The following is a 12,441-nucleotide window of genomic DNA, read 5'->3' on the forward strand; positions in this document are numbered from 1 at the left end:
AAGTTTTATATCGTAGCAAGCGATATAAATCACAGAGAATTCGGTGGTGCGGTAGTTCAGTTGGTTAGAATACCGGCCTGTCACGCCGGGGGTCGCGGGTTCGAGCCCCGTCCGCACCGCCACCTTAGTTTGCAGAGAAACCCTGAGAGAAATCTCAGGGTTTTTTGTCGTTTATAAGTATTAAAATCAATAATTACCTTATTTTATTTGATAGAATCGGATAGTTTTATAGTTATTCTGTATTTAAGAGGTTTTTTACGTGGTAAAAAAAACCTATGCGATAAGGTATGTCGCGGGCCAGCCTGTTGAACGTGTTTTTCCTATGTCGACTCATCAGCTTAGGAATGCATTACCTGTAGGTACTCCTTTGATCACTGGCACAAATGAGCTTAGGGTTGTTGTATGGAATATCTATAAACAGCAGCGTCCTTCATGGAGAAAGGTTCTAAAGGAGCTAACTAACGAAAGTCAGTTGATTTTATTACAAGAAGCGCAGACTACTCCTGATTTAGTTGAATTTGCTACCTCAAATTACTTGATAGCTGATCAAGTTCCCGCATTTTTATTGCCACAACATCCATCAGGTGTAATGACGTTAGCAACTTCTCATCCTGTCTATTGTTGTCCTTTGAGAGAGAAAGAGCCTCTTTTACGTTTATCTAAATCAGCTCTCATCACTGTTTATCTTTTACAGGATAATCGTCAGTTAATGGTTATTAATGTACATGCGATAAATTTCAGTTTTGGTGTAGATGTGTATAGCCGTCAGCTAAATAATATTGGTGCTCATGTTCGTTTGCATGATGGCCCAGTAATTATGGCTGGTGATTTTAATGCATGGAGTAAGCAACGATTAAATGCTTTAAAACGTTTTACCAGATATTTACATCTTGAAGAGGTATCTTTTATTGACGACTATCGGACAATCGCGTTTGGTAAGCCTTTGGATTTTATTTTTTACCGAGAGTTGAATATTGCTGATGCTATTGTGATACCTACTGATGCTTCCGATCATAATCCTCTTGTTGTAAATTTTTATTAATTCTTTGTTATAAAAATATATTGGTCTATTTATAATGAATATAACTTTATAATTAAAGAATTATATCATTGTTGATTTATTGTAAATATTTATTATGTATTGCGATGGATTTATATTTTAAAAATGAGATTTATTTTAATTAATATGTGAAAGTGATATTGAAATAAATATCAAATATATCTTTTCTGAATAAATTAAAATAAATGCCAGAGTAATCTGGCATTTATGAGTAAAAATTATTTGTTTATCTGATGGGTTTGAGAAATATTTTTCTTTATACTAAAGAAATAGGTGACTGATAATAAGATTACCCATACGATTCCCACAATTAATGCAATGCGGGTTTTCTCAAAATAGCCTAGTAATACAATAACAAATACCATAAAGATAATAGTTAATGCAGGTGCTATTGGCCACATAGGAACGGGAAATTTCAGGGTTTTCACTTCTTCTTTGCTCATTTTGCAGCGCATAGCAACTTGAGAAAGTAGGATCATCAACCATACCCATACAGTAGCAAATGTTGCGATAGAGGCAATGATAACGAAAATCTCTTCCGGAATCATATAGTTGAGTATGACTCCAATTAACAAAACTGCTGACATAACGATTACAGTCATCCAAGGTACGCCATTACGACTCAGCTTGGTGAATGATTTAGGCGCTTGCCCTTCTTGCGCCATGCCATACATCATACGGCCAGCACCAAAAATATCGCTATTGATCGCTGAAATTGCGGCAGTAATTACGACGATATTGAGAATATTGGCAGCAGAATTGATACCTAAGCTAGAAAAAATCTGTACGAATGGGCTACCTTCTTGACCGATCTGATTCCACGGGTAGATACACATTAAAATAAACAGAGTCAGTACATAGAACAGTAGAATACGGAAAGGGACAGCATTGATTGCTTTTGGAATCGTTTTTTCGGGGTTTTTGGCCTCACTGGCAGTAATACCAATGACTTCAATACCCCCAAAAGCAAACATTACAATGGCGAGTGAAGCTATTACGCCACTGATGCCATTAGGCATAAAACCGCCATATTCCCACAAATTGGCAATGCCGGTTGAGTGATCTGTTTCTTGGCCGAATCCATAGATCATGATAGTCATGCCGCCGATAATCATAGCGATAATTGCGGTGACTTTCACAATCGAAAGCCAGAATTCCATTTCACCGAAAATTTTCACATGGCAAAGATTAATTGCGCCAATAAAGCAGACAATGCTTAATACCCAGATCCACTGTTCCACATGGGGGAACCAGAGCTTCATATAGAAACCGAATGCAGTAACGTCAGCCAGGCAAACGATCAGCATTTCGAATACATAATTCCATCCGGTTAGAAATCCGGCTAAAGGGCCGAGGTAATGGCTGGCATAGTGTGAAAAAGAACCGGCTACTGGATGGTGAACAGCCATTTCGCCTAATGCACGCATCACCATAAATACGGCAGCGCCGCCGATTAAATAGGCGAGTAATACGGCTGGTCCAGCTTGCTGAATAGCTGCTGCCGAGCCATAGAACAGCCCTGTGCCTATTGCGGAGCCTAATGCCATAAAGCGGATGTGCCGCCCGGTTAGACCCCGTTTCAGCTGAGTTTCATTATTCTGCATTATTTATTCCTGTCACTTTCTCAGTGCTAGATATATTTTAAGCACACAATGCCTCGACAAGTCGCACGTTAGCCAAGCGAAGCAAACCCCGTACCTTACCATAAAGATTGATGTTCGCGGGATAGATATCTGCAATAATGCGCCCTTGCCTAATGAAACCAGAGATTTTTATGTTTTACCCGATTAACGAAGTATTCCAGACATTGCAGGGAGAAGGTTTTTTTGCCGGAGTCCCGGCAATTTTTATTCGTCTGCAAGGGTGTCCGGTTGGTTGTAGCTGGTGTGATACTAAACACACTTGGGAGAAAGAAGCGGAAAAGCAACGGACATTGGAAACAATTTTGTTGAAGACGAGTGAAAGCAATGAATGGAGTGAAGCGTCTCCTAAGCAAATTGCAGCGCTGTTTGTTCAACAGAAATATACCGCACGTCATGTTGTTATTACTGGTGGTGAGCCTTGCCTTTATGATCTTATACCTCTGATCGAAGAGTTAGAAAGCCTTGGCTACCAATGTCAGATAGAAACCAGTGGTACGTATCATGTTAAATGTTCTGATACTACTTGGGTGACAGTTTCCCCAAAAGTTAACATGCGTGGTGGTTACCAGGTATTGCAGCAGGCTTTGCTAAGGGCTAATGAAATAAAATATCCGGTTGCTAGGGAAAGAGATATTGAAGCATTGGATGAGTTATTAGCGACACTAGATGACAACTCATCGCGTATTATTGCACTGCAACCTATTAGCCAGAAAGAAGACGCTACTCGTTTATGTATTGAAACCTGTATTGCCCGTAATTGGCGGTTTTCTATGCAAACACATAAATATTTGAATATCGCCTGAGAAAAGCTTACTGCACTGGAGGTTTCCTGGTGCAGTAAGTTGTTTCACTTACCGCGGAAAATAGCTCCCGCATTACAGGTTTCTTTCACCATAACGGCACTGAGTTGTGGAATTGTTGGTTTAACTTTATCCCAAATCCAGGCAGCTAATACTTCGCTGGTTGGATTTTCCAGTCCAGGGATATCATTCAGGTAATGGTGATCTAGCTGTTCCCAAATGGGTTTAAACAGGGCTTTTAAATCGGCAAAGTCCATAATCCAGCCACTATGAGGATCGACCTCCCCGGTAATTTCCAGTTGTACCATAAATGAGTGCCCATGCAGGCGACCGCATTTATGGCCTTCTGGAACATGTGGCAGACGGTGGGCGGCTTCAAACTGAAAATCTTTAAAAATCGTTGTGCTCATAGTGGTTCTCTCTGACTTCAAAAAACCCGCTATTCTACCCGATCTTCTGAATTAAACCTGATTTTTTCATTTTTTTGCAATCGCTCTTATTAACTGTTTTATAGATATATTAAATCTGTAAATATGGTTAGGCGTTTTGGTTATTTGATATTGCGATAGTTTCTTTAAATAGTAACAAGTCGCTGAGATAACCTTACAAACCATCCCTATTTATTTACTAAAAATAACAGACATTGGTAATCGTAAAGGGCAGCACAGGATAATGAGCATAAAACCACCTTCAATTTCACTTCTTCCGGTTTCACCTGAACAGCTAGCGCGTTTGCAGTCGGCAATTGGGGATTTTTCACCGACTCAATTAGCCTGGCTGTCTGGTTATTTTTGGGGAATGGTAAATCAGCAACCACAAGTTCAGGTTGTGGCTCCGGCAGTTCCGGCGCAGGAGACGATTACATTAATTTCAGCTTCACAAACTGGTAATGCTCGTCGTTTGGCTGAACAACTCCGTGATGATTTGTCGGCAGAAAAACTCAATGTCAATTTGGTCAATGCCGGTGATTATAAATTCAAACAAATTGCTCAAGAGAAGGTGCTGATAATTATTGCTTCTACTCAGGGTGAAGGAGAACCTGCTGAGGAAGCGGTTGCATTATATAAATATCTCTATTCTAAAAAGGCACCGAAGCTGGATGGTACGGCATTTGCGGTTTTTGGTCTGGGTGATACCTCTTATGAGCGCTTCTGCCAGGCCGGAAAAGATTTCGATAATCGTCTGAATGAGTTAGGTGCTCAACGGCTTCTGGAGCGTGTAGATGGTGATGTGGAATATCAACAGGCTGCGGCTCAGTGGCGTCAACAATTAACTGGGGTTCTGAAACAGCGTATTCCTGCCGGGACAGGGACTGTGATTGTTTCTGCACAAAACAGATCGGTAAATGAAATTTTCTCAACTTCTTATACTAAACAGGCGCCATTGACTGCTGCTTTAGCTACCCGTCAGAAAATAACGGGGCGTGGTTCTGATAAAGATGTTCGCCATATTGAAATTGATCTGGGTGATTCAGGACTGCGTTATCAGCCAGGTGATGCTCTGGGTATCTGGTTTGAAAATGATCCGGAGCTGGTGGATGAAGTGTTGAATTTGCTCTGGTTGAAAGGAACAGAACAGGTTGAGGTTAATGATCAGAAATTGCCATTAAGGGAAGCACTGATCGGTCATGTTGAGCTAACTCAAAATACCAGTGTGATTGTGGAAAAATACGCTGTTCTTGCGAAAGATGAAAAATTACTTTCTTTGATTGCTGATAAACAAGCATTACAGCAATACGCTCACAATAAACCGATCGCCGATATGATAAGAGAAGCGGCTTCTCAACCGGAGGCTCAGCAATTTATTGATTTGCTCCGGCCTTTAACACCAAGGCTCTATTCAATTTCTTCTTCTCAGGCGGAAGTGGAAAATGAAGTTCATCTTACCGTTGGTGTGGTTCGTTATGAAATTGACGGACGGGTCCGCACCGGTGGCGCATCCGGCTATCTAGCCGATCGCTTACAAGAAAATGGTGGTATTCGTATTTTTATTGAGCATAACGATAATTTTCGTCTGCCTGCTGATCCACGCACGCCTGTCATCATGATTGGGCCGGGAACCGGAATTGCGCCATTTCGGGCATTTATGCAGCAAAGGGAGGCTGATGGCGCAGAAGGGAAAAATTGGTTGTTCTTTGGTAATCCACATTTTACGGAAGATTTTCTCTATCAAGTGGAGTGGCAGCGTTATGTCAAAGATGGCCTGTTAACCCGTATTGATATGGCATGGTCCCGTGATCAGCAGCATAAAGTTTATGTTCAAGACAAACTGCGTGAGCAAGGTGAAGAAGTGTGGCGTTGGATAGAGGAAGGAGCACATCTGTACGTGTGTGGTGATGCAAACCGCATGGCGAAAGATGTGGAACATGCGTTGCTGGATATTATTTCTGAGCATGGCGGCATGGATACCGAACAGGCAGATGAATTTTTAAGTGAACTGCGTCTTGAGCGCCGTTATCAGAGGGATGTGTACTAATGAACAATAAACAACATGGTCCTTTGATTGTTGAAGGTAAACTGGCTGACAGTGAGCGTATGAAGCAGGAAAGCAACTTCCTGCGAGGCACGATTAGCGAAGATTTAACTAATGGGTTGACGGGAGGTTTTGCAGGGGACAATTTCCTGTTGATTCGTTTTCATGGCATGTATCAGCAGGATGATCGTGATATCCGTGCTGAACGCGCAGAGCAAAAATTGGAGCCACGTCATGCAATGATGCTGCGCTGTCGTCTGCCGGGGGGCGTGATTACGCCACAGCAATGGTTGGGCATTGATAAGTTTGCTGCGGAAAATACCCTTTATGGCAGTATCCGTTTGACGAACCGCCAGACATTTCAATTTCATGGCATTCTAAAAGGAAATGTAAAACCTGCGCATCAATTGCTGAATCAGGTTGGACTAGATTCGCTTGCGACGGCAAATGACGTTAACCGGAATGTACTTTGTACCTCGAATCCTATTCAATCAGAATTACATCAGCAAGCTTACGAATGGGCGAAGAAAATCTCAGAGCATTTACTGCCACGTACCCGTGCTTATGCTGAACTCTGGTTAGATAAAGAAAAAGTCGCGACAACCGATGAAGAGCCGATTCTTGGGCCGACTTATTTGCCGCGTAAGTTCAAAACCACGGTAGTCATTCCTCCACAAAATGATGTTGATCTACATGCTAACGATCTGAACTTTGTTGCCATTTCAGAAGGTAACAAGCTGGTGGGTTTTAACGTGCTGGTGGGTGGTGGTTTGGCGATGACTCATGGCGATAAAAATACTTACCCACGTATGGCGAGTGAGTTTGGTTATATTCCCCTTGAGCATACGTTGGCGATTGCGGAAGCTGTGGTGACAACTCAGCGTGACTGGGGCAATCGGACTGAGCGTAAGAACGCCAAAACCAAATATACCTTGGAGCGGGTGGGTGTTGATACTTTTAAAGAAGAGGTGGAGAGACGCGCTGGCGTGAAATTTGAGGCCATCCGGCCTTATGAATTTACTGGTCGTGGAGATCAAATTGGCTGGCTGAAAGGTATCGATGATAAATGGCATTTGACGCTGTTTATTGAGAATGGTCGCCTTTTGGACTATCCAGATAGACCGCTGAAAAGTGGCATTGCTGAAATTGCAAAAATACATCAAGGGGATTTTCGCCTGACGGCCAATCAGAACTTAATCATTGCTGGTGTTCCTGAAAGTGAGAAACAACGCATTGAAACCATCGCCCGTGAGCATGGGCTGATTGATGATAAAACCACAGTTCAGCGTGAAAACTCAATGGCTTGTGTCTCTTTTCCAACGTGCCCGTTGGCAATGGCTGAGGCTGAACGTTTCTTACCTGAGTTTGTCACTCACGTTGAACAACTGATGAATAAACATGGTATTGGCGATGAACATATTGTTTTGCGGGTGACGGGTTGCCCGAATGGCTGTGGTAGAGCGATGTTAGCGGAAGTTGGGCTAGTCGGCAAAGCGCTTGATCGTTATAACCTTCATCTTGGTGGTAATCGGATTGGCACCCGTATTCCACGCATGTATAAAGAAAATATCAGCTCACAAGAGATTTTATCTATTATGGATGAACTTATTGGGCGTTGGGCGACAGGGCGGCAGTCAAATGAAGGTTTTGGCGACTTCCTGATCCGCATGGATATTATCAAGCCGGTCTTGGATTCAGCCCGTGATTTTTATGATTGGCAGGAGGCGGTATGAGCCAATTCAACTTATCTCAATTCGCTGGAGTGACTGCTGAACAGCAAGAGCAATCACTGGCTGAGATTAATCTTTGGCTTGAAATGATGGATGCTCATCAGAGGGTAAACTGGGCATTAGAAAATTTGCCAGGTGAATTTGTTCTTTCCTCCAGTTTTGGTATTCAGGCGGCGGTATGCCTTCATTTAGTGACACAAGAATATCCTGATATTCCGGTCATTCTTACTGATACCGGTTATCTATTCCCTGAAACTTATCAATTCATCGATAAACTCACGACGCAGTTGAAACTGAATCTGCAAATATTCAGTGCTGAATATTCTCCGGCCTGGCAGGAAGCTCGCTATGGGAAATTGTGGGAACAAGGCGTAGCGGGAATAGAACGTTACAATCAGATTAATAAAGTTGAACCAATGAATCGAGCTTTGAAAAGTTTAAATGTACAAAGTTGGTTTGCTGGATTACGTCGTCAGCAATCTGAAAGTCGATCAAAATTACCGGTTCTGGCTGTTCAGCGGGGAGTATTTAAGATTTTGCCGATTATCGACTGGGATAACCGGCAGGTGCATCAATATCTGACAAAGCATGGCTTGGAATATCATCCATTATGGGAACAAGGTTATCTTTCTGTTGGTGACATCCATACAACCCAAAAATGGGAACCGGGCATGAGTGAAGAACAAACCCGTTTCTTTGGCTTGAAACGAGAATGTGGGTTACATGAAAATTAAAAACCCGGTATTTCCTGAGTGGGGATAATGATAAAGCCCTCGCTGTGTTTTAGGGCGAGGGGGATGATTAATAAAGCTATTTTGGCGAGATCGCTTATATTCCATTACAGAACATCAAATTCTTTTTTGTCATTTTATAACTTTACCGCCAACTCATATATTCATTCGAAACAGTTTCAGTACTTATAAATATTTCACTGGATATCAAGGGCAATCGTGGATTACTTACCGATATTTGTTGAGCTGAAAGGGCGGCTTGTATTACTTGTCGGTGGTGGTGATGTGGCCGCGCGTAAGGCGACTCTACTACTACGGGCAGGTGCATTATTGCAGGTTGTAGCGCCTGAATTGTGCTCTGAATTACAACAGCGTTATCAAGCGGGTGAGTTGGAATGGCATAAGGGAGAATTCCAACTTGAATATCTTGATGGCATCTTTTTGGTCATTGCGGCGACTGATGATCGCATACTAAATCATCAGGTTTTTTCTGAGGCGGATAAGCGTGGTATTTTGGTCAATGTCGTTGATGATCAAGCTCATTGCTCATTTATTTTTCCATCAATTATCGATCGTTCTCCGGTTCTGGTGGCGATCTCATCGGCGGGAAAAGCACCGGTATTAGCGCGTTTAATTCGAGAGAAACTGGAAGCGTTACTGCCTTCCAGCCTTGGCACGATGGCAAAAATCGCCGGGAATTGGCGTGAACGAGTAAAACAGCGATTGACTTCCATGCGTCAGCGTCGTTCTTTTTGGGAACAGGCTTTCAGTGGTCGTTTTGCTATGTTAGTTGCAAACGGCCAGATCCAAGAGGCGGAAAAACAGCTTGAGCAACAACTGGAACAGTCTGATTCGCAAGGAGAACTGGCTCTGGTTGGGGCAGGGCCGGGTGATCCGGGATTGCTGACATTAAAGGGATTGCAGGTTATTCAGCAGGCTGATGTGGTGCTTTATGATCATTTGGTCAGCAGCGAGGTACTGGATCTGGTTCGCCGCGATGCAGATAAAATTTGCGTCGGCAAAAGAGCGGGTAATCACTCTGTTTCTCAGGAGGAAACGAATCGGTTGATAGTGAAGTTTGCCAGGCAGGGGAAAAAAGTGGTTCGTCTTAAAGGCGGCGATCCCTTTATCTTTGGCCGTGGTGGTGAGGAATTACAGGTTGCGGCATCAGCAGGCATTCCTTTTCAGGTGGTACCGGGAATTACTGCCGCCATCGGAGCGACGGCTTACGCGGGAATTCCTTTGACTCACCGGGAACACTCCCAGAGTATCACTTTTATTACAGGTCATTGCCGAGAAAAGGGGAATGAGCTGGATTGGCCGGCTTTAGCCAGAGGTCATCAGACTCTGGTGATTTATATGGGGACGGTCAAAGCCGCCTCGATAAGTCATCAATTAATTTTACATGGGCGAGCGGAAGATACGCCGGTAGCCGTCATTGGTTGTGGTACTCGTTTAGAGCAGCAAGTGTTAACCGGCACTTTGCTTGAACTGGAACAGTTAGCACAGCAAGCCCCGTCGCCGGCCTTATTGGTGGTGGGAGAGGTGGCTCAACTTCACCATCAGATAGCTTGGTTTGGGCAGCAATCTATTGCCAAGATAAGCCGTCCGGCAGTAGTCGATTTTGCATAAGGAGTTGTAATGGATGAGAAAAGATTGACACACTTGCAGCAACTTGAAGCTGAAAGTATTCATATTATACGGGAAGTGGCCGCCGAGTTTGAAAACCCGGTGATGCTTTACTCTATCGGTAAAGATTCTTCGGTCATGCTTCATCTTGCACGCAAGGCGTTCTATCCGGGAACATTGCCATTTCCTTTGCTGCATGTGGACACGGGATGGAAATTTCGTGAAATGTACGAGTTTCGTGATCGTACTGCGAAGAATTACGGCTTTGAACTGTTGGTGTATCGTAACCCGCAAGGGGAAGCAATGGGAATTAATCCATTTGTGCATGGTAGTGCCAAACATACTGACATCATGAAAACGGAAGGGTTAAAGCAGGCACTGGATAAATATGGTTTTGATGCTGCTTTCGGCGGCGCTCGTCGTGATGAGGAGAAATCGCGGGCCAAGGAGCGGATCTATTCTTTCCGAGATCGCTCACATCGTTGGGACCCTAAAAACCAGCGTCCTGAATTGTGGCGCAATTACAACGGCCAGATTAATAAAGGCGAAAGCATTCGCGTATTCCCACTGTCTAATTGGACTGAATTGGATGTTTGGCAATATATCTATTTGGAACAAATTGATATTGTTCCTCTCTATTTTGCCAAATTACGCCCGGTATTGGAGCGTGAGGGTACGCTGATTATGGTTGATGATGATCGGATCGATCTGAAACCGGGCGAGGTTATCAGTCAGCGCAAAGTTCGTTTCCGTACTCTTGGTTGTTGGCCGTTGACGGGAGCAGTGAAATCTGATGCTGAAACATTGCCGGAAATTATTGAAGAGATGCTGATATCGACGACAAGTGAACGGCAAGGTCGGCTGATTGATAGTGATCAATCTGCTTCTATGGAACTGAAAAAACGTCAAGGTTATTTCTAAGGAGAGCAACCATGTCAGCACTTGCACAGAATGAAATAATTGCTCATCAAATTAAACAGCAGGGCGGTGTGGAAGCTTATCTGCGTGCTCAACAAGAGAAAGGATTACTGCGTTTCTTGACATGTGGCAGCGTGGATGATGGCAAAAGTACCCTGATTGGACGCTTGTTACATGATACCCGTCAGATCTACGAAGATCAGCTTTCAACGTTGCAGAATGACAGTAAACGTATTGGTACTCAAGGTGAAAAATTAGATCTGGCTTTATTAGTGGATGGTCTTGCCGCAGAGCGTGAGCAGGGCATCACCATTGATGTGGCTTATCGCTATTTTTCAACAGAAAAACGCAAATTTATCATTGCTGATACACCGGGACATGAGCAGTACACCCGTAATATGGCAACGGGGGCATCGACCTGTGATCTCTCAATTCTGTTGATTGATGCGCGTAAAGGTGTTCAGGAGCAGACCCGTCGTCACAGTTTTATCAGTACATTGCTAGGTATTCGCCATTTGGTGGTAGCAGTGAATAAAATGGATCTGATGGAATATCGTCAGGAAGTTTTTAATCAGATCAAACAGGATTATATGAATTTCGCTGCCCAATTACCGACAGATTTGGACGTTCATTTTGTCCCAATCTCGGCACTTGATGGCGATAATATTGTCACTAGAAGTCGCAATATGGATTGGTATGAAGGGCCAGCGTTGTTGGATATCCTTGAAACAGTTGATGTAAAAAAGCAAGCCTCGAAGCAGTTACTGCGCTTTCCGGTTCAATATGTTAGCCGGCCTGATCTCGATTTTCGTGGTTACAGTGGCACACTTTCGTCCGGGATTTTACGTAAAGGGCAGAAAATTAAAGTCATGCCATCCGGTATCGGCTCACGGGTGGAGAGGATAGTGACTTTCAATGGTGATCTGGATTTTGCTGTTCCGGGTGAGGCCATTACGGTGGTGCTGAAAGATGAGATTGATATCAGCCGGGGAGATCTGCTGATTTCTGCCGATGATGAGATGATGGTTACCCGACATGCGCTGGTGGATGTGGTATGGATGTCTGAGCAGCCTTTGGTGCAGGGGCAGAACCTTGATATCAAAGTGGCGGGTAAAAAGAGCCGTGGGAAAGTTGAGAATATTCAGTACCAGGTGGATATTACTAACCTGACACAGCGGGTGGGTGTTGATTTGTCATTAAATGCCATCGGATCGGTGGAATTTTCTTTTGAAGAACCATTAATGCTCGATAGCTATCAGCAAAATAGCGACACAGGCGGTATTATCTTGATCGATCGACTGACTAATGTCACTGTTGGTGCGGGGTTGGTACGTGAAATTCAGACAAATGTTTATGAAGGGCCAAAAGAATTCAGCGAATTTGAACTGGAATTGAATCGGTTGATTCGTCGTCATTTCCCTCATTGGGGAGCCAGAGATTTACTGGGAGGTAAATAAA

Annotated in this window: 10 protein-coding genes and 1 tRNA gene; 9 read left to right on the plus strand and 2 right to left on the minus strand. The window is 43.5% G+C overall.

What is annotated here, in order from left to right:
- The first annotated feature begins 45 nt into the window (after window positions 1–45).
- Window positions 46–122 (plus strand) — tRNA-Asp (locus tag EAE92_RS14580).
- Window positions 123–259: 137 nt separating this feature from the next.
- Window positions 260–1,042, plus strand: coding sequence for an endonuclease/exonuclease/phosphatase family protein (locus tag EAE92_RS14585; protein WP_046397288.1), 783 nt, complete (start codon window positions 260–262; stop codon window positions 1,040–1,042).
- A 236-nt stretch (window positions 1,043–1,278) separates the two neighbouring features.
- Here the strand turns inward: EAE92_RS14585 and EAE92_RS14590 are convergent, their stop codons facing one another.
- Window positions 1,279–2,664, minus strand: a complete 1,386-nt coding sequence (locus tag EAE92_RS14590) for an amino acid permease (RefSeq protein ID WP_046397289.1) — start codon at window positions 2,662–2,664, stop codon at window positions 1,279–1,281.
- Between the two features lie 170 nt (window positions 2,665–2,834).
- On the opposite strand from EAE92_RS14590, the gene queE reads away from it, so the two are divergent.
- A complete protein-coding gene (gene queE, locus EAE92_RS14595; RefSeq protein ID WP_105398958.1) occupies window positions 2,835–3,506 on the plus strand; it encodes a 7-carboxy-7-deazaguanine synthase QueE in 672 nt (223 codons plus the stop codon).
- A gap of 44 nt (window positions 3,507–3,550) precedes the next feature.
- Here the strand turns inward: queE and queD are convergent, their stop codons facing one another.
- Window positions 3,551–3,913: a 6-carboxytetrahydropterin synthase QueD gene (queD, locus tag EAE92_RS14600; RefSeq protein WP_214068589.1), complete on the minus strand. Its 363-nt coding sequence runs from the start codon at window positions 3,911–3,913 to the stop codon at window positions 3,551–3,553.
- Between the two features lie 262 nt (window positions 3,914–4,175).
- On the opposite strand from queD, the gene cysJ reads away from it, so the two are divergent.
- The 6 genes from cysJ (at window position 4,176) to cysN (ending at window position 12,440) form a co-directional block, all read left to right on the plus strand.
- A complete protein-coding gene (gene cysJ / locus EAE92_RS14605) occupies window positions 4,176–5,978 on the plus strand; it encodes an NADPH-dependent assimilatory sulfite reductase flavoprotein subunit (protein WP_214068590.1) in 1,803 nt (600 codons plus the stop codon).
- Window positions 5,978–7,708, plus strand: coding sequence for an assimilatory sulfite reductase (NADPH) hemoprotein subunit (gene cysI, locus EAE92_RS14610; RefSeq protein WP_214068591.1), 1,731 nt, complete (start codon window positions 5,978–5,980; stop codon window positions 7,706–7,708). Before cysJ ends, cysI begins: the two co-directional genes overlap by 1 nt.
- Window positions 7,705–8,439, plus strand: coding sequence for a phosphoadenylyl-sulfate reductase (locus tag EAE92_RS14615; protein WP_214068592.1), 735 nt, complete (start codon window positions 7,705–7,707; stop codon window positions 8,437–8,439). Before cysI ends, EAE92_RS14615 begins: the two co-directional genes overlap by 4 nt.
- 216 nt (window positions 8,440–8,655) lie before the next feature.
- Window positions 8,656–10,068, plus strand: a complete 1,413-nt coding sequence (gene cysG, locus EAE92_RS14620) for a siroheme synthase CysG (RefSeq protein WP_214068593.1) — start codon at window positions 8,656–8,658, stop codon at window positions 10,066–10,068.
- 9 nt (window positions 10,069–10,077) lie between these two features.
- Window positions 10,078–10,986 (plus strand): sulfate adenylyltransferase subunit CysD, encoded by a 909-nt coding sequence (gene cysD, locus EAE92_RS14625; RefSeq protein WP_036808476.1) that lies wholly within the window; start codon window positions 10,078–10,080, stop codon window positions 10,984–10,986.
- Between the two features lie 11 nt (window positions 10,987–10,997).
- The gene (gene cysN / locus EAE92_RS14630; protein WP_214068594.1) at window positions 10,998–12,440 is read left to right on the plus strand and encodes a sulfate adenylyltransferase subunit CysN; all 1,443 of its coding nucleotides are present in this window, start codon (window positions 10,998–11,000) and stop codon (window positions 12,438–12,440) included.
- The last annotated feature ends 1 nt before the right edge of the window (window position 12,441 follow it).

This window comes from Photorhabdus hainanensis, assembly GCF_018448965.1.
Taxonomy (GTDB): Bacteria; Pseudomonadota; Gammaproteobacteria; order Enterobacterales; family Enterobacteriaceae; genus Photorhabdus; species Photorhabdus akhurstii.

What these genes read in the sequence shown, in the direction of transcription:
- EAE92_RS14590 (WP_046397289.1), bottom strand. Translation starts at nt 2,664, where the DNA reads ATGCAGAATAATGAAACTCAGCTGAAACGGGGTCTAACCGGGCGGCAC.
- cysD (WP_036808476.1), top strand. Translation starts at nt 10,078, where the DNA reads ATGGATGAGAAAAGATTGACACACTTGCAGCAACTTGAAGCTGAAAGT.
- cysI (WP_214068591.1), top strand. Translation starts at nt 5,978, where the DNA reads ATGAACAATAAACAACATGGTCCTTTGATTGTTGAAGGTAAACTGGCT.
- EAE92_RS14615 (WP_214068592.1), top strand. Translation starts at nt 7,705, where the DNA reads ATGAGCCAATTCAACTTATCTCAATTCGCTGGAGTGACTGCTGAACAG.
- queE (WP_105398958.1), top strand. Translation starts at nt 2,835, where the DNA reads ATGTTTTACCCGATTAACGAAGTATTCCAGACATTGCAGGGAGAAGGT.
- queD (WP_214068589.1), bottom strand. Translation starts at nt 3,913, where the DNA reads ATGAGCACAACGATTTTTAAAGATTTTCAGTTTGAAGCCGCCCACCGT.
- cysN (WP_214068594.1), top strand. Translation starts at nt 10,998, where the DNA reads ATGTCAGCACTTGCACAGAATGAAATAATTGCTCATCAAATTAAACAG.
- cysJ (WP_214068590.1), top strand. Translation starts at nt 4,176, where the DNA reads ATGAGCATAAAACCACCTTCAATTTCACTTCTTCCGGTTTCACCTGAA.